17 protein-coding genes and 1 tRNA gene are annotated in these 16310 nt (G+C 59.6%); 11 read left to right on the top strand and 7 right to left on the bottom strand.

The features are described 5' to 3' along the window. Positions 1 to 90: 90 nt before the first annotated feature. The gene (locus tag AC1Q80_RS07395; RefSeq protein WP_077503517.1) at positions 91 to 552 is read left to right on the top strand and encodes an Lrp/AsnC family transcriptional regulator; all 462 of its coding nucleotides are present in this window, start codon (positions 91 to 93) and stop codon (positions 550 to 552) included. Between the two features lie 15 nt (positions 553 to 567). Here AC1Q80_RS07395 and AC1Q80_RS07390 read toward each other — a convergent pair whose 3' ends face one another. Continuing rightward, on the bottom strand, positions 568 to 1815 hold the full coding sequence (locus AC1Q80_RS07390) for a GGDEF domain-containing protein (protein WP_492360025.1): 1248 nt from the start codon (positions 1813 to 1815) through the stop codon (positions 568 to 570). A 233-nt stretch (positions 1816 to 2048) separates the two neighbouring features. On the opposite strand from AC1Q80_RS07390, the gene AC1Q80_RS07385 reads away from it, so the two are divergent. Beyond that, positions 2049 to 4031 carry a bifunctional 2',3'-cyclic-nucleotide 2'-phosphodiesterase/3'-nucleotidase gene (locus AC1Q80_RS07385; RefSeq protein WP_492360024.1) on the top strand — a complete coding sequence of 661 codons (1983 nt, stop codon included), beginning with the start codon at positions 2049 to 2051 and terminating at the stop codon, positions 4029 to 4031. Positions 4032 to 4247: 216 nt separating this feature from the next. On the opposite strand, the gene AC1Q80_RS07380 is transcribed toward AC1Q80_RS07385, so the two are convergent. Further along, positions 4248 to 4568, bottom strand: a complete 321-nt coding sequence (locus AC1Q80_RS07380; protein WP_173419950.1) for an HlyU family transcriptional regulator — start codon at positions 4566 to 4568, stop codon at positions 4248 to 4250. A gap of 86 nt (positions 4569 to 4654) precedes the next feature. Further along, entirely contained in the window at positions 4655 to 5905 is a 1251-nt protein-coding gene (gene ilvA / locus AC1Q80_RS07375; protein ID WP_173419949.1) for a threonine ammonia-lyase, read from the bottom strand. A 152-nt stretch (positions 5906 to 6057) separates the two neighbouring features. Between ilvA and AC1Q80_RS07370 the strand changes: the two genes are divergently transcribed. From AC1Q80_RS07370 to AC1Q80_RS07340, 7 genes are all read left to right on the top strand, one after another. Further along, positions 6058 to 7512, top strand: coding sequence for a TrkH family potassium uptake protein (locus AC1Q80_RS07370; RefSeq protein ID WP_209792402.1), 1455 nt, complete (start codon positions 6058 to 6060; stop codon positions 7510 to 7512). Between the two features lie 80 nt (positions 7513 to 7592). Further along, positions 7593 to 8183 (top strand): hypothetical protein, encoded by a 591-nt coding sequence (locus AC1Q80_RS07365; RefSeq protein ID WP_209792401.1) that lies wholly within the window; start codon positions 7593 to 7595, stop codon positions 8181 to 8183. A 4-nt stretch (positions 8184 to 8187) separates the two neighbouring features. Further along, positions 8188 to 8892, top strand: coding sequence for an HAD family hydrolase (locus tag AC1Q80_RS07360; RefSeq protein WP_209792400.1), 705 nt, complete (start codon positions 8188 to 8190; stop codon positions 8890 to 8892). Positions 8893 to 9053: 161 nt separating this feature from the next. Then, positions 9054 to 9311: a hypothetical protein gene (locus AC1Q80_RS07355; protein WP_209792399.1), complete on the top strand. Its 258-nt coding sequence runs from the start codon at positions 9054 to 9056 to the stop codon at positions 9309 to 9311. Positions 9312 to 9486: 175 nt separating this feature from the next. Next, complete coding sequence (locus tag AC1Q80_RS07350; protein ID WP_173419944.1) at positions 9487 to 9732, top strand: DUF982 domain-containing protein; 246 nt, start codon at positions 9487 to 9489, stop codon at positions 9730 to 9732. Between the two features lie 896 nt (positions 9733 to 10628). Continuing rightward, a complete protein-coding gene (locus AC1Q80_RS07345; RefSeq protein WP_256372324.1) occupies positions 10629 to 10751 on the top strand; it encodes a hypothetical protein in 123 nt (40 codons plus the stop codon). Positions 10752 to 11407: 656 nt separating this feature from the next. Continuing rightward, positions 11408 to 11492, top strand: a tRNA-Leu gene (locus AC1Q80_RS07340). 91 nt (positions 11493 to 11583) lie between these two features. On the opposite strand, the gene AC1Q80_RS07335 is transcribed toward AC1Q80_RS07340, so the two are convergent. The 3 genes from AC1Q80_RS07335 to wrbA form a co-directional block, all read right to left on the bottom strand. Beyond that, complete coding sequence (locus tag AC1Q80_RS07335; RefSeq protein WP_077503508.1) at positions 11584 to 11802, bottom strand: hypothetical protein; 219 nt, start codon at positions 11800 to 11802, stop codon at positions 11584 to 11586. A 91-nt stretch (positions 11803 to 11893) separates the two neighbouring features. Next, positions 11894 to 12136 carry a DUF2188 domain-containing protein gene (locus AC1Q80_RS07330; protein WP_053247390.1) on the bottom strand — a complete coding sequence of 81 codons (243 nt, stop codon included), beginning with the start codon at positions 12134 to 12136 and terminating at the stop codon, positions 11894 to 11896. 232 nt (positions 12137 to 12368) lie between these two features. Next, entirely contained in the window at positions 12369 to 12968 is a 600-nt protein-coding gene (gene wrbA / locus AC1Q80_RS07325) for an NAD(P)H:quinone oxidoreductase type IV (RefSeq protein WP_492360023.1), read from the bottom strand. 164 nt (positions 12969 to 13132) lie between these two features. Here wrbA and AC1Q80_RS07320 point away from each other — a divergent pair, with 164 nt between their 5' ends. Both AC1Q80_RS07320 and gpt read left to right on the top strand, forming a co-directional pair. After that, on the top strand, positions 13133 to 13888 hold the full coding sequence (locus AC1Q80_RS07320) for a competence/damage-inducible protein A (protein WP_209792395.1): 756 nt from the start codon (positions 13133 to 13135) through the stop codon (positions 13886 to 13888). Between the two features lie 159 nt (positions 13889 to 14047). Next, a complete protein-coding gene (gene gpt / locus AC1Q80_RS07315; RefSeq protein WP_025427018.1) occupies positions 14048 to 14545 on the top strand; it encodes a xanthine phosphoribosyltransferase in 498 nt (165 codons plus the stop codon). Positions 14546 to 14627: 82 nt separating this feature from the next. On the opposite strand, the gene AC1Q80_RS07310 is transcribed toward gpt, so the two are convergent. Further along, positions 14628 to 16103: an NAD(P)H-hydrate dehydratase gene (locus tag AC1Q80_RS07310; RefSeq protein ID WP_492360022.1), complete on the bottom strand. Its 1476-nt coding sequence runs from the start codon at positions 16101 to 16103 to the stop codon at positions 14628 to 14630. Positions 16104 to 16310: the final 207 nt, after the last annotated feature.

Below are 16310 nucleotides of genomic sequence, written 5' to 3'. Positions count from 1 at the left end.
GGAACGAATGTCCTTGCAAAGATGCCTCCGCGAAGGCATCAATTTCGAAGAAGATTGCGTTTGCTCGTAGGATAGTGATGGAAAACGCGAATGAGTGAACTTGATGCCATCGATCATGCGATTCTGCGCATTCTTCAGCAGAACGGCCGGATTTCGAACGCCGATCTCGCCGCCAAGGTCGGGTTGTCGCCATCGGCATGCTCGCGCCGGGTCGATATCCTGGAAAAATCCGGCACCATCAGCGGCTATCATGCCCGCCTCGCTCACAAGGCGCTCGACTACCAGATCATGGTCATCGTGCACATTTCGCTATCAGGACAATTTGCCAAGACGCTGACCGAGTTCGAGGCGGCGGTTAAGCTCTGTCCCAATGTGCTCGTCTGTTACCTGATGTCGGGTGAATACGACTATATTCTCCGGGTCGCGGCCAAGGATCTGCAGGACTACGAGCGCATCCACCGGGACTGGCTCTCCGCCCTGCCCCATGTGGTCAAGATCAACTCCAGCTTCTCGCTGCGGGAAGTCATCGACCGGCCGAATGTCGGCATATAGCCGACGAAGATTGTGCTAGCGGCCGACGACACAATGGCGGCCACGTCCCTTCGCCGCATAGAGCCGGAGATCGGCCTCGGACAAAAGGTGCGCGATAGCTGCGCCATCGTCTGGAGTTGAGGACAAGCCGATGCTGGCGGTTACAGGCGCATTGTCAGAAGTGAACACACCGGACGATATTGCCAGCCGGATAGTCTCGGCATGCTTCAACGCGTCGGCATGCGACAATCCCGGACACAAGACGACGAACTCCTCGCCGCCGTAGCGAAACAGCCGGTCGCCCTCGCGCAGGTTCGCCTTCATCACCTCCACCAGTTTCTGCAGGATGCGGTCGCCTTCCTGGTGGCCGAAGCGGTCGTTGACGCCTTTGAAGTGATCGACGTCGATGATCAATAGGCTGACCGGAGCCTTTGAGGCCACAGCGGCGCGCAGCATCTGCGGTCCTTCGATATCGAAACGGCTGCGATCGAGACATCCCGTCAGCGTGTCCTGGCCAGACCGGGAGAGCAGGTCTTCGTAGCGCTCGCGGAAGGTCAGATCGTTGAAGATGTCGCCGAGCGGCCGGTCCGACATTGCCAGGAAAGGATGGCGCGACACATTGAGGTAAAGGCCAATTGCGATGGCGTAGAAAGTGGCAGCCAGCATCTTGGCGACCCATCCGCCCCAAAGCACCTCGGTGGGCGCATCGTTCAGCCAGCGCAGGGCAGCAAAGAATGCCAGTTGATCGAAACTGAGGATCACAAGGCCGCAGATCAGGAAGCGGACGGTTACGAAGCGGCGCAACCATTTGCCGAGACGCTCGTAGAGCAGGATAATCAGCAGGGTGTCGAGGTACAGGATCAGCGTCCCCCACACCATCAGCACGCCCATTTCGTCGATGAAACCGATGTCAGCCGAGCGGCCGGAAACGATCGAAACCGTTTCGTGCTGGCGCAGCAGAAGGCTGAGGGCAACCGTGAGGAAATTGCCGGCAAGCAGGCCGTAGATCGGTTGCCGGACGGTCGCCGCATCCTCCTTCACATACAGCAGCAGGATGATCATCAGCTTTCCGGAGAAAAGCACGACCGATCCCGGCGAGACAATCCCGAAGGGCAACTGCACGTAAAAGACCGCTGCCAGATAGGTCTCGATGAAATGCATCACACCCAGTGCAGCGACGAAGACTCCGAGACCCAGCCGGGCACGAAGCTGCAACAGCCAGATCATCGCCGTGACGTAGACCAGTGCTTCGCCGACGAAAAGAATGAGATTGGCGTTGGGCATGCTCGTGAGGAAAATTTCCGGTTTCGCCACGCGAACCGTTAGGCGGAAAGCTTAAAGAAAACTTTACCTTGGCGGCCGGCGGCACGGAATTGGCATGCGAGAATCAACTGCTTTGCGAAGTGTTGCCTTTGCGGCATAGTCGCGACCAACCCACCGTGGTTCGCCTTCAAATTACGAAACCGCGGATTGCAATCAACCGAACTGCAATGACATCCAATCAATGGAGGGCAAGCATGCAATCGACGACATCCCCGTTCCACCTCTCGCGCCGCTCGCTTCTGTCGGGCGTCGTGGCCTCCTCGGCCCTCGTGATGCTTCATCCCTTCTCGGCGCGCGCAGCGGCCAACCAGGCGCACCTGCGCATCATGGAAACGACGGACCTCCACGTTCACGTCTTCCCCTACGACTACTACGGCGATAAGCCGAACGACACGCTGGGGCTTGCACGCACGGCTTCCATCGTTGACGCCATCCGGGCCGAAGCAACCAACTCTATCCTCGTCGATAACGGTGACTTCCTGCAGGGAAATCCGATGGGCGACTATATCGCCTATCAGCGCGGCATGAAGGATGGAGACATTCACCCTGTTATCGCGGCGATGAACGTGCTCGGCTATGACTGCGGCACGCTCGGCAACCACGAATTCAATTATGGCCTCGACTTCATGTTCAAGGTGCTGAACGGCGCCAACTTCCCGCTCGTGTGCGCCAACCTGACGAAGGGCGCACTCGCAGCCGATGCCCGCCAGGATGAACTGTTCCTCAAACCCTATGTCATTCTCGACCGCAAGGTGAAGGACGGCGCAGGCACTGAACATGCGATCCGGGTCGGGCTCATCGGTTTCGTGCCGCCGCAGATCATGAGCTGGGATGCCAAGCATCTCGAGGGCAAGGCCAATGCCCGCGATATCGTCAAGGCGGCGCAAGCCTGGGTTCCGCAGATGCGCGAGGAAGGTGCCGATATCGTCATCGCGCTTTCCCACTCCGGCATCGGCCAGCAGGACTACGCCGAAAATCTCGAAAACGCCTCCGTCCCGCTGGCTGCGGTCGCGGGCATCGACGCGATCGTGACCGGCCATAGCCATCTCGACTTCCCCGGTCCGAAGTTCGACACGATTGCCGGCGTCGACAATGCCAAGGGGTTGATCTCGGGCAAGCCCGGCGTCATGGGCGGATTCTGGGGTTCGCATCTCGGGCTGATCGATCTGCTCATCGAGCGCGAAGGCGGCGCCTGGCGCGTCGTCAGTTCCACCAGCGAAGCGCGCCCGATCTATCGGCGCGAAGACAAGAAAGTGATCGCCGAGGTCGCCGACAAGCCTGAGGTGCTGGCGGCGGCGCAAAAGGAGCACGAGGCGACGCTTGCCTATGTCCGCACACCGGTCGGCAAAAGTTCAGGGCCGCTCTATTCCTACTTCGCCCTGGTCGCCGACGACCCGTCGGTCCAGGTCGTCAGTCAGGCGCAGACCTGGTACATCAAGGACATGCTGAAGGACACGGAGCATAAGGACCTGCCCGTGCTTTCGGCCGCAGCGCCGTTCAAGGCCGGTGGCCGCGGCGGTGCCGACTACTACACCGACGTTCCGGCGGGTGACATCGCCATCAAGAACGTGGCCGACCTCTATCTTTACCCCAACACGGTCCAGGCCGTCGTCATCACCGGCGAGCAGGTGCGCAACTGGCTGGAAATGTCCGCAGGCATCTTCAACCAGGTCAAGGCCGGGGCCTCCGATGTCGCCCTGATCAACGGCGACTTCCCATCCTATAACTTCGATGTCATCGACGGCGTCACCTATCAGATCGACCTTTCCGAGCCGCCGAAATTCGACAAGGACGGCAATGCGATCAACCCGTCAGCCAATCGCATCAAGAACCTGAGCTTCAACGAACAACCAATTGACCCAGCGCAGAAATTTGTCGTTGCGACAAACAACTATCGCGCGGGTGGCGGCGGTCATTTCCCAGACATCGCTGCCGACAAGGTGGTGTTCGTGGCGCCGGACACCAACCGCGACGTCGTGGTGCGCTACATCATCGACCAGGGAACCATCAATCCGGCGGCCGATGCCAACTGGACCTTCGTCCCGCTCGCCAATACCAGCGTCACCTTCGACAGTGGTCCGAAGGCACGGCAGTTCCTGTCGGAGGTCAAGGGCGTGACAATCGAGGATGCCGGCGAGGCGGCCGACGGGTTTGCCCGTTTCCGCATCAAGCTCTGAACCATCGTGCCCCCCGCAAGACGGGGGCACATTCTCACCAGCGCGAAATCGGCATTTCGCTGTTGGCGGAACGCGTCAACACGCGAGCCGGAGCGGCGAACGGCCATCCGGCGCCAATGAGCCCGTCACGCTGACGATAAACATGATCTATCAGCGACAACAGACTGTATTGTCTTCAATTCTCAGGAAGCGAGGCCAACGGGCGGCAGCTTGGAATCAGACCTGTCGCGAAGAGGCGTCGTCGGCGAAAAGCGACGGTCCGGTCTGGTCGATGATCTGGCGCCCTTTGCGGAACGTCGCGTCGATCGCATCCTGCTCGGAGGTGAACAGGTCAGCGCGGATGAAGCTGCGTACGCGCACGCCGTCTTCGCCGACAGTCTTCTCGATGCTGCCTGCCAGGCGGAACTGCGAACCTTCGCGCATCGGCGTCGCACGGATCGTGCACTCCGCATAGGCTTCGGTTTTTCCCGACGCGCCTTGAGCTTCGTTTTCGGTAGAGCCGGAGCGGCCGAACAGTTTTGAGAAAAATGATGCCATGAGCAAGACTTAGACGCGACGGCGAAAGCTGTCAAAGCCAAAGTGTCGAGTTGGCACTCCGGCTTTGCCTTCCAGCTCGGCAACCGTCAGATGATCAGGTTGGACAGGATCTCGTTCTCGGTGATGTCCTGATAACGCAGGCCCGCGGCGTCGAACCGCGACTTCAGGATCGGGAAATTCTCCGCATGCCTGGTCTCGATGCCGATGAGGATCGAACCGAAGTTGCGGGCCGACTTCTTCAGATACTCGAAGCGAGAGATATCGTCCTCATCTCCGAGAAGGTTGAGGAAGTCGCGCAAGGCGCCCGGACGCTGCGCCATGCGCAGGATGAAATACTTCTTGAGGCCTGCGTGCCGCATAGCCCGTTCCTTGACGTCGGGCAGCCGCTCGAAGTCGAAATTTCCACCGGACACGACCGCAACCACCGTCTTGCCTTCAAGCTTGTCGCGCCCGATTGCCTCCAGCGCCGTGATCGACAGCGCGCCTGCGGGCTCGAGCACGACGCCTTCGACATTCAACATGTCGATGATCGTCATGCAGATTGCGTTTTCCGGCAGAAGCATGACCTGGTCGGCTGAGAAGCGCCGCAACGCTGCGAAATTCAGATCGCCGATCCGCCCGACCGCCGCGCCATCGACAAAGTTATCGACCTGGTCGAGCGTGACGAGACTGCCGGTTTCAAGACTCTGCCTGAGGCTCGGTGCACCGGACGGTTCGCAGAAGACGAAATGGTCGGCGGCGACCTCATCCTTCAGATAGCCGGTGACACCGGCCGACAGACCGCCGCCGCCCACGGGAAGCACGACAAGATCCGGCCTGACGCCTTCGGGCAGTTGTTCGGCAATTTCAGCGGCAACGGTTGCCTGTCCCTCGATGATGTCGAGGTGGTCGAACGGCGGCACCATGACGCCGTCGATCGTTTCGACATGGTCGCGGGCTGCCTTGTAGCATTGGTCGAAAATGTCGCCGACGAGACGAATCGTGATGAACTCGCCGCCGAACATGCGGGTCTTGTCGATCTTCTGCTGCGGCGTGGTCACCGGCATGAATACGACACCGGGAACACCGAAGTGCCTGCAGACGAAGGCAAAGCCCTGGGCGTGGTTGCCGGCCGAGGCACAAACGAAGGTCTTGCCTGCGGCACCCGCGCCAAGAACCTTGCGGAAGAAATTGAAAGCGCCCCTGATCTTGTAGGAACGAACCGGCGAAAGGTCCTCGCGTTTAAGGTAGATATTGGCGCCGTAGCGGCCGCTCAGATGTTCGTTCAATTGCAGCGGCGTGGCCGGGAAAATATCGCGCATCGCCGCGGTCGCGTTGTCAACATCCTGCTTCGTCACGTGAGGTCATCCATTGAGTTTGCCGATGGCAGCCGCTATTGCACATTGCAGCGCCTGAGGCCATCGCTTTGACACGAATCGCCCGGCGGTGGACAATGTTGCCGCCTCGCGCCTCGCCAGATCACGATGTTTCATTCCAGGAAATCGAACGCTTGAACGCAACCCTGATCCGGCACGCCGTGCATATCGCGGCGATACTCGGCCTGTACCTTTCGCTGGCGATGCTCGTGCCCGCGATGGTCGATCTCTATTTTGGCCATCCGGACTGGCAGATCTTTGCCGTCTCCGCCTTCATGGTAGGCGGCCTGTCGGCAGCGACGTTCATGGCAACGCGGATGGGACCGCCGCCATTCTCGAAGAAGTTCGGGTTCGTGCTGGTCAATCTTCTCTGGGCGGTGTTTTCGGTCGTCGGCGCCATCCCACTGTGGCTGTCTTCGCTGAAGCTCGACTTCGCGCAGGCTCTGTTCGAGTCCGTCTCCGCCATCACCACCACCGGATCGACCGTCATCGTCGGGCTCGACGATGCGCCACCCGGGTTGCTCGTCTGGCGCTCGCTGCTGTGTTGGCTCGGCGGCATCGGCATCGTCGTGCTCGGCCTGTTCATCATCCCCTATCTCCGGGTGGGTGGCATGTCGTTCTTCAAGATGGAATCCTCCGATACCAGCGACAAACCGTTCGCGCGGCTTGCAAGCTTCAGCCGCGCCTTCCTCCTGATCTATGTCTCGATCACCGTGCTCTGCACGGTCGCTTACAACATGGCGGGCATGAACCGGTTCGATGCCATCAATCACGCGATGTCGACAGTAGCGACGGGCGGGTTTTCCACCCATGACGCGTCCTTCGCCTATTTCGGCAGCATCCCGCTCCTGTGGACCGCGACGTTCTTCATGGCGCTCTGCAGCCTGCCTTTCTCGATCCTGATCGTGCTCGTCGTGCGTGGCCGCCTCGACGCACTGCGCGATCCGCAGATCATCGTCTTTCTCGGATACCTCTCGGCTTTCTCGATCGCAGTGGCGATCTACCATCGCCTCACCAATGGCGTCGAATTTCACCTGGCGCTTGCCCATTCCTTCTTCAACATCACCTCGATCCTGTCGACCAGCGGCTTTGCAAGCGAGGACTATAGTCTGTGGGGACCGTTCGTCGTGATGGTGGCCTTCATCGCCACCTTCATGGGCGGCTGCTCGGGATCGACCGCAGGCGGAATCAAGGCCTATCGCTTCGTCGTGCTTTTCAACGCCATTCGCTCCGGCCTCAACAAGCTCATCTATCCCAATGCGATCTATGCAGTGCGCTATGGCAACAACACTGTCGATGCCGACACGCAGCGCGCTATCTTCCTGTTCTTCACCACCTATATCCTGCTGTGGGTGCTGGGCAGTCTCGGCATGGGTGCGCTCGGCTACGATTTCATCACTGCGACCTCGGCGGTAATCACCTGCCTTTCCAATGTCGGCCCTGGCCTTGGCAGCCTGATCGGCCCGGCCGGCAATTTTTCGACGCTCCAGGATCCCGAGCTTTACCTTCTTTCGCTCATGATGCTGCTTGGTCGTCTGGAAGTGCTGACAGTGCTCGTTATTCTGACGCCGATCTTCTGGAAACATTGACCATCGCCGCGCCGGCCCTATCGTCTTGACTCGATGCGGCAAATGCCGACAGTCGGATCAACCGGACAAAGGGGGGCGTCATGGCGATATATCGGTCACTGCTGGCGGTGCTGACCGCCGCAAGCATGCTCAGCATAAGCATCGAGGCAATGGCCGGACCGCTCGTCGAGGCTGCCACCAAGGCCGAACAACTGGCAACCTCCGGCGACCCGGCCAAGGCGCGAGAGCTGCTGCGACAGGCGGTCGGCGACTTTTCGCAGACCCTGCCCTTTTCCATCGGCAAAGCCGTCTTCATCAGCAAGGAACCTGCCGGCTACGCGATGTATGAGCCCAAGGACGGCACTGTCTTCAAGACAGGGGAAGCCATCGTTTCCTATGTCGAGCCAGTCGGACTGACCTGGAAGCAAGCGGCTGTGAAGGACAAGCTGGAAACACGCTTCACCGTCGATTTCGATATCCTCAATCCCGCCGGAAAAGTCCTCGCCGGCCAGAAGGCATTCGGCGATTTCACCTTCACCGGCTACCTCAAGAACCAGGAAATCTATTCGACCCTGACAATCGACGTTTCCGGAGCGCCGGCAGGCGACTACGTGCTGCGCTTCCACTTCAACGATATCAACAGCGGCAAGACGGCGACGATCGATCAGCCGTTCAAGATCGCCGGACCGTGAGACAATGCCCGACATGATTACGACAATCGGCTTCGATGCCGACGACACGCTTTGGCAAAACGAACAGTTCTTTCGCCTAACCGAGGCGCGCTTCACTGACTTGCTCAGGCAGCATGCCGACACGGAAAACCTGCCCGCAAGGCTTCTGGCCGCGGAAAAGCGCAACCTCGGCCTCTACGGTTTCGGCATCAAGGGGTTCGTGTTGTCGATGATCGAGACGGCCGTCGAGGTCACGGACGGCCGGGTGCCGTCATCGGTGATTGCAGAGATTCTCGCCGCAGGGCGCGAAATGCTTGTCCACCCGGTCGAGCCGTTGCCCCATGTCAAAGAAACACTGGAGGCTCTTCATGGCACATTCCGGCTGGTGATGATTACCAAGGGTGACCTTTTCGATCAGGAGCGCAAGCTCGCCGCCTCAGGGCTCGGCGACTATTTCAACGCGGTCGAGATCGTCAGCGACAAAACCGTCGCCACCTATGATCGCATTTTCACGCATCACGGCGACGGCCCATCAAAAAGCCTGATGGTCGGCAACTCGCTGAAATCCGATATTGTGCCCGCACTCGACGCCGGCAGCTGGGGAATCTACGTACCGCATGCCCTCACCTGGGCGTTCGAACATCACGACAAGCCGGACAGCCATCCGCGTTTTCGTGAGATTGTCGATCTCGGTGGACTGCCGGATGTGCTGCAGACGCTGGACAAATAGCGCGCCACAGCCGAAGTGAGCGCGACCAATTGAACTGGTGGCAACCCGGTACCAGCCGACGCGTCAACGCAACCATCAATTGTTGACCGGAAGAGCGATTGGTCTTTTGCAAACCGGAGAAATGTGCGGAAGTCCTGAGGAAACCTTGATGGAGGACCAGCATGGCGCAGCTCATCGGAGCCAGCATAGTGATGACATTCACCAGCATCTTGATCGGGTGGATAATCAAGAAACGCTCGGACATGAGCATCTTTGCTTCTCGCCTTATCGGTTTGACAGTCATGATGTTCGTTGCGCCAGCGATCTATTTTCTGACGTCAGACACTCCATACTTTCAGGCATTTTTCACCTACGGCCTTGGCGCGTTGATCGCGGGCACAATCTTCTATTTCTCGCGATCGAAGCGTCAGCCATCGTAGGGGACCAAAAAGGGCCGCACCGATGTCCGGGTAGCGTTCGCCGATGCGGTTGCTTGACGGAAATTACGGCGCGGATGGCTCGACTTCGGCGCAACATAAGTATCGATCGCATTGCTCGCGGAATCGCCCGGATCTGTGCTAAGGGCCGCCACCAGCTGAAATTGAGGTAACCGACATGGCCGAAAATTGGGACAAGCCCGTAACCCTGGCCCTGGAGGGGCCGGGCAAATTTACGACCATCTCGAATACGACCGAAGCATCCTGGGCAATGATCGAGGACTGGCCGATCGAAGACAGTGCGCTCCTGACGCGCGCGCTTGATACATGCGCGGCGGTGATCGAGGGCAAGCAATCGGCCGAAACCGCCCGTCAAGCCTTCATTGATGCCGCGCGTGAGGCAGGGATTGCCATAGAGGAGTAATCCTTCGTCTGCCGGCACCGACAAGCGACTGCATGCTTTACGTGTCGTAAGACGCACGGCGCTGTCGGGCACCGTGGCGCCGGCGGCAGCGGCCAGTGTTGTGTTGAGGTGAACGATACAGGTCGCCGAACGCCGAGTTGGAACAACGAGCCTCCACCGGAGTTGCTAGACAGAGCAACGAACCGGAAAAACAAGAATGCGGATCATCCTGCTGGTCATAGTCGCCTCCGTCATGAGCATACTTGCCTTCAAGTACGCAGATGGCGCCTTGGGGAATTCAGCAATCGTTTCAACGCCCGAAGAGCTTACGGACGGCTAGTGGGGCTTTCCAGTATCACCGAACCAACGGACCGCTCCCCGCGATCATAGCCAGACTTTTCGCACTCCTTTAAAGGCAAATACGACGAGCGCTCCGCATGGTCTGTTCGCCACGGGTTTTCGAGATGTCGTTCCATATTCAGCCGCCAGTGCGCCGAATCTTAATCGACATCGAAGCTGAAAATTGGTCGCGCCCACTCTAAAGCGACACCTAAAACATGGCGAACGGGGGGCGAACATCCGCAGTACGAACCCGGTCTATTCTGGCCCTGCTCACCCATTTGAGGGAAGAACAATTGGTGAAAGCGGCGACGCTGCGGCATCTGCGGACGTTGTCGCGATCATTCTGGATCTCAACGGGGAAACGTCTCTGCCCGCCAAGATTCTTCCTTCCGGATTTCGTGTTCAGGACGCGACAACGACCCGATCACCGATGAAAAATGACAACGGTGCCGCTATTTCATCGGCACGTCGGCGGCTATTTCCGCTTTTCGACAGCATTTCGACAGGCTTCATTCAGCTTCAATTAAGCCTAATTCCCGAATAATGGGGACAATCATAAATCGGGGAAATCTCTGGTGGCACTTCCTGGACCGGCTTTCATTCTCGCACTCGTTGCATTCATTGTCGTGGTGCCCCTTGCCGCCAAGAAGGCGGAACAGAGCCGGATATATAACCACAGCATCACCACCAACTTCTGATCTAGACCCTTCGAGCATGGAGCAGGCGATGGGAGACATCGCCTCAAGCTTTCATAATTATTTCCGGATCTCGCCACGTCGACCCGAGCGAAGTACAGCATCTGCCGTATGTCTCTGAAACATCGGCCGTTCTACGCCAAGGTTCCCCGCTTGCTCACCGTTGTGCGCCGGGTCCGAACCAAGGAGACTACCGAAGAAGATTGTCATTGCCGCCGTGCTATCGCTCGCATTTGCGAACGGCGCCTATACCGCCGTGCCTTCGACATCGGTCGGAAAGCAGACCCTCGTTAAAGCAACGAACGAGGGTGAACTGGCCGCCGGCCGAATTCGCGACCACCGAACCAGCACTTCAGGCAACCAGAACAACGCCCCAAGCCCGCCAAGCAAGAAAACGACTTTTAATGGACAGAAGGGCGGCGCGGGTCGCCCGTACGTCTTCCCGATCCCTGTTCCCATGCACGCGTCTGCCGCCGTCGGCGAAGGCCCTGCCCCACCTCATTGCGGGTGCGCGCCGTGACCGGGGCATATCAACGATCCACTGTATCCAAAGCCCCCCCCACACTGCCGGCAGCCCAACCCACATGAACCCGACACCGAAAATTCCGTTGTTCGGGCCTTCCAAAACCGAAGAGCGCAAGGTACTGAAAACACTCAGTGCGGGCGTGGCGAAACTGGTAGACGCAAGAGACTTAAAATCTCTCGGCCTCGGCTGTGCGGGTTCGATCCCCGCCGCCCGCACCAGATAATGCTCGTTGGAGGCTTTCCGCGCGCGCTGGATCATACGCCCGTTCAACGAACGGGTCGCGCAACGTCGCTTGGGATCGATTGCCGCTCAGTGGTAGTAGAAGCAGTCGCATTCGGCCATGTGGGTATCGTCGTGCCACACCCTGACCGCCAGTTTCGTGCAGGCTCCCTTATCCTCCAACCGCAGGCCCAGCAGTGAGACGGCTGCAGCCTTCGGATTGAGGGCATCGACTTCGATTGCTGATCCGACCTGTTGCACGCCGTTGCGGGCGGTCCAGGTGAAGATCTGAACGCTGTAATGCTGCATTGAAAATCCTCCGCTAATGCCGACGCAGTGGACGCAATACTCTCGCAGATGCTGATATGGAACGGACCGCTCAAATCGTCCGAAAAGTCTGTCAACCGTCTTCGACGGTTGCCTCAGGTCGATCACCGCCGTCGGTGTGTTCGAAGTGCCAGTTCCCTTTTTCGTCCTGGAAGCTGATATCCTCGTCGTCGCCGCCGACCTGTTGTTCGGCTGCGGCGGCCTTGGCGGCCGCCAGCGCCATTTCTCGGCTGGGAAAGGGTTCCGAAAAAGCGTCGGCTGCCTTGTAGGCCCAACCGCCGTCATGGGGAACGATGGAGTACGTAATGCGCGCCATACTTCTCTCCCTGCACTCCGAAAGGCAATTCCGCCTTCCGCGGACCGTTGCCGCACGGCCCAATATTCCTCCTCGTCAATGGCATTCTCATGCCGAACGCGGCGGATATTAACACAGGTACAGGCCAGTAGGCCACTTTCGCGAATCAGAATGTGACAGGCCGTCCCGAAACGAGAAAGCGGCCCTTTGCGAGAGCCGCTTTCCTGTCGATCTTTCAAGACTTTTCCGTGGCTTAGGCCGACAGCTTCGCTGCGATCTTGGCGACGTGCGCGCCCTGATAGCGAGCGGCGTCGAGTTCGATCACCGAAGGTTGGCGCGCACCGTCACCGCCAGTGATGGTCGAAGCGCCGTAGGGCGAGCCACCCTTGATCTCCTCAAGACCCATCTGACCCTGGAAGGCATAGGGAAGGCCGACGACGACCATGCCGTGGTGCATCAAGGTTGGGATAAAGCCGAGAATGGTTGATTCCTGGCCGCCGTGCTGTGTCGCCGATGAGGTGAACACCGAGCCCACCTTGCCGACCAGCTTGCCCTGAGCCCAAAGCGCGCCTGTCTGGTCGATGAAGTTGCGCATCTGCGAGGCGACCGTGCCGTAGCGCGTGCCAGCGCCAAAGATGATGGCGTCGTAATTCTCCAGTTCGTTGACCGTAGCGATTGGCGCAGCCTGATCCACCTTGTAGTACGATGCCTTGGCAACGTCTTCCGGCACCAGTTCGGGAACGCGCTTGACGACGACGTCAGCACCGGCTGACTTGGCGCCTTCCGCCACTGCATAGGCCATCGTCTCGATGTGCCCGTATGCCGAATAATAGAGAACGAGAACCTTGGCCATAAATGCTCCTTTGGATTCAGGCAATTCCGCTTGATTACCGTCACGTGCAAGATTTATCAAAATGCGTCCGGTTGCCAGAAGCCACACGGTCAACAGAGCGTTCTCAATTCTCGAACAATCACGAGATGCTACTGAACAATCGCCTCACATAAGCAGGATCGCCAATGAGCAGCCCCAAGATCGTTACTGCCGCCATGGTCGCCATCGGCGACGAACTGTTGTCCGGCAGAACCAAGGACAAGAACATCGGCCATCTCGCCGACATGATGACGATGGTCGGCATCGACCTTCGGGAGGTGCGTATCGTGCCTGACGAGGAGGCGTCGATCGTCGAAGCGATCAACGCGCTGCGCACGCGCTACGACTACATCTTCACCTCAGGCGGGATCGGCCCGACCCATGACGACATAACGGCCGACGCCGTGTCGAAAGCCTTTGCTGTCGATTGCATTTATGATGAGCGAGCCATGGCGTTGCTTGCCGCGATGTACGAACGCCGCGGCATGGAATTTTCGGACGCGCGCAAGCGGATGGCGCGCATGCCTCAGGGATCGCGGTTGATCCCAAATCCGGTCTCCACCGCACCGGGCTTTGCGATTGGCAATGTGCATGTGATGGCCGGCGTGCCGCAGGTGTTTCAGGCGATGCTCGATGCGATCATGCCGGACTTGCAGGCCGGCACGCCGCTGCTCTCGCAATCGGTACGCTCTCCCTATGGCGAAGGCGATATCGGCACGCCGCTCACCGAAGTGCAGAAGAACCACCCGGAAACCAGCATCGGATCCTACCCCAAATTCGACGGCAAGGTTTTCTCGACCGATATCGTCGTCAGGGCGCGCGATCCGCAGGCTCTGTCGGCCGCAGCCGCGGATGTGCAGGCGATGATCGATGCGATTACCGCTTCGCGCGTTCAAACCTGACAGCAGAGCCTACGGAGAGCACTGCAAGGATGCGTAGCTCTTGCGCATCGGCCGTCATTGCCGCTATTGCATGTCGGCAAATCAGGATGAAGCGTCTGCGCATGCCCGATCTGCCGGATGCTTCGCCATTACCTCGTCCAGACAAGCCGGAGCCCATCAATGTCCCTGCCCGATAAAGCCTTCCCCGTTTCCTGGGATCAGTTCCACCGCGACGCGCGTGCGCTTGCCTGGCGGTTGGCAGATCAGGGGCAGGAATGGCGCGCCATGGTGTGCATTACCCGCGGCGGCCTCGTGCCGGCGGCGATCATCTGCCGCGAGCTCAACATCCGCATGATCGAGACGGTCTGTATCGCCTCCTACCACGATTATGACACGCAGGGTCAGATGAAGGTGCTGAAAGGCATCGCGCCTGAGATCGCCAAGGATGGCGGCGAAGGCGTACTGATCATCGACGACCTGACCGATACCGGCAAGACGGCCGCGGAAGTTCGCGCCATGCTGCCGAAGGCGCATTTTGCCGCCGTCTACGCCAAGCCCAAGGGCCGGCCCATGGTCGACACGTTCGTCACCGAAGTGAGTCAGGATACCTGGATCTACTTCCCATGGGATCTGGGCTTCACCTATCAGGAGCCAATCGCCAAGGGCACGCGCGGTTGATCCGATTGGGTCATGTAAGCCTTCGTCACGCGCCAGCGTGTCGAAGGCGTTTTGTTTTCACGCTCGAATGACGATGTGGGCTTCAGCCAAGCGGCGGCATGGATGCCACCAACGTTTCGGCGGTCAACCCAGGACCGGCCTGCGCTCCGGCGGCCCCATGGCGCCAGACACCGGCGGCAGCAGCCTCGAACGCTGGCATGCCTTGCGCCAAGTGCGCGCCGATAATGCCTGCAAGCACGTCTCCGGATCCGGCTGTCGCCAGTGACGGCGGAGCGTTGGAATTGACGGCAACCTTCCCGTCCGGGCTGGCGATAACCGTATCGGCACCCTTGTAGACAATCGTCGCACGGCTGATCTGTGCCGCGGCTTGCGCCTTCTCGACCTTCGACTGGTATTTGTCTCGGGCAATCTCGGGAAACAGCCTGGCAAACTCCCCCTCATGCGGCGTCATCACCGCCCTGCCCGTTGCGGCCGCCAGTCGGGCGAACAATTGCGACCGGTGCTCCTGAAACGACGTTATGCCGTCGGCATCGAGAACCAGAGCGCGGTCGCAGAGCGCAAGCGCAAAGGCGCGCGCGCGCTCTCCAACTCCAAATCCCGGACCAAGGACAAATGCGCCGAGCCTAGTGTCTTCCAGCCAGCGCGCGAGCTCCGGCGGATCATCTATCGCTTTCAACATGACGGCCGTCAGTTGCCCGGCATTGATGTCGAGCGCCGACGTCGGTGATGCCACCGTCACCAGACCGGCCCCGGCAGCGAGACCGGCGGCCGCCGCCAGTCGCGCGGCACCCGTCGCCTGCGCCCCGCCCGAGAAGACGACGAGATGACCGCGACGGAATTTATGGCTCGATGCATCGAGCCTTGCCGCATGGTCGGACCAGAGCGCCGGTGTGTTGACGCGCAATGCGTTCCCCCCCGCGAGCACGATCCGGGCCGGAATACCGATGTCGAAGACCTCGAGAGCGCCGCACAGCGAACGGCCGGGAAGCAACAGATGGCCCGGCTTCCTCGCCATGAAGGTGACCGTATGGTTCGCAGCGAATGCCGCGCCGCGGATCTGCCCTGTCCGCCCGTCAACGCCGGTCGGCAGGTCGACTGCAATGATGGGCAAGTTCCGCCCGTTGATCCGATCGATCGCTTCCACCACCGGTCCCGGTAGATCGCGCGAAAGGCCTGCGCCGAAGAGCGCATCGATGACGACATCTGCGGGCTGCGGCAAGTAGGAAGCAAGTGGATCTATGGTGCCATTCCACAGTTGCCGTGCACGGGCGGCGTCGCCGGAAAGTGCGGCTGGATCACCGAAGGCAAAAACGGCGACGTTCGCACCGCTCTCAGCAAGCGCCGAGGCCACGACATAGCCGTCACCACCATTGTTGCCGGGTCCGCACAGAACGACATAGCGTTGTGCCTGCGGAAAACGCCCGAGCGCAGCCGCAGCGACAGCCAACCCGGCGCTGCGCATCAACAGGAAGCTGTCGATCCCCGATCGCGCAGCTGCCAGGTCTATTGCGGCCATTTCGGCCGGGGTAATCAACAGATCACGAAGAGAAGAGTGCATGGTCCAGACTTACCCCCGTCCATCAGCCCGCGGCAAGTGGTGTCCACGGATTCCGGATTGCTCACGAATGATGCATTTGCACATATTTGTTGCTCAAATAACGTGCTTTCCCGGTGCAGATGCCACGACCCTCGACCCAAACCGAACAAGCTGGGCAGAAAGCTTACAAAAAATAGGCAGATCGACCGAAGTCAAAGGCATGGAATG

Source organism: Ensifer sp. GW823-FHT05D09, assembly GCF_058795755.1.
Note: the sequence above shows the minus strand (reverse complement) of the source record. Positions and strands in the feature narration are given on the sequence as shown.

Excerpts from the sequence above, each read along its gene's own strand:
- AC1Q80_RS07395 (WP_077503517.1), top strand. The coding sequence starts at position 91 with ATGAGTGAACTTGATGCCATCGATCATGCGATTCTGCGCATTCTTCAG.
- AC1Q80_RS07360 (WP_209792400.1), top strand. The coding sequence starts at position 8,188 with ATGCCCGACATGATTACGACAATCGGCTTCGATGCCGACGACACGCTT.
- AC1Q80_RS07390 (WP_492360025.1), bottom strand. The coding sequence starts at position 1,815 with ATGCCCAACGCCAATCTCATTCTTTTCGTCGGCGAAGCACTGGTCTAC.
- AC1Q80_RS07350 (WP_173419944.1), top strand. The coding sequence starts at position 9,487 with ATGGCCGAAAATTGGGACAAGCCCGTAACCCTGGCCCTGGAGGGGCCG.
- AC1Q80_RS07330 (WP_053247390.1), bottom strand. The coding sequence starts at position 12,136 with ATGGCGCGCATTACGTACTCCATCGTTCCCCATGACGGCGGTTGGGCC.
- AC1Q80_RS07385 (WP_492360024.1), top strand. The coding sequence starts at position 2,049 with ATGCAATCGACGACATCCCCGTTCCACCTCTCGCGCCGCTCGCTTCTG.
- AC1Q80_RS07355 (WP_209792399.1), top strand. The coding sequence starts at position 9,054 with ATGGCGCAGCTCATCGGAGCCAGCATAGTGATGACATTCACCAGCATC.
- AC1Q80_RS07365 (WP_209792401.1), top strand. The coding sequence starts at position 7,593 with ATGGCGATATATCGGTCACTGCTGGCGGTGCTGACCGCCGCAAGCATG.
- gpt (WP_025427018.1), top strand. The coding sequence starts at position 14,048 with ATGTCCCTGCCCGATAAAGCCTTCCCCGTTTCCTGGGATCAGTTCCAC.
- AC1Q80_RS07380 (WP_173419950.1), bottom strand. The coding sequence starts at position 4,568 with ATGGCATCATTTTTCTCAAAACTGTTCGGCCGCTCCGGCTCTACCGAA.
- AC1Q80_RS07320 (WP_209792395.1), top strand. The coding sequence starts at position 13,133 with ATGAGCAGCCCCAAGATCGTTACTGCCGCCATGGTCGCCATCGGCGAC.
- AC1Q80_RS07335 (WP_077503508.1), bottom strand. The coding sequence starts at position 11,802 with ATGCAGCATTACAGCGTTCAGATCTTCACCTGGACCGCCCGCAACGGC.
- wrbA (WP_492360023.1), bottom strand. The coding sequence starts at position 12,968 with ATGGCCAAGGTTCTCGTTCTCTATTATTCGGCATACGGGCACATCGAG.
- AC1Q80_RS07310 (WP_492360022.1), bottom strand. The coding sequence starts at position 16,103 with ATGCACTCTTCTCTTCGTGATCTGTTGATTACCCCGGCCGAAATGGCC.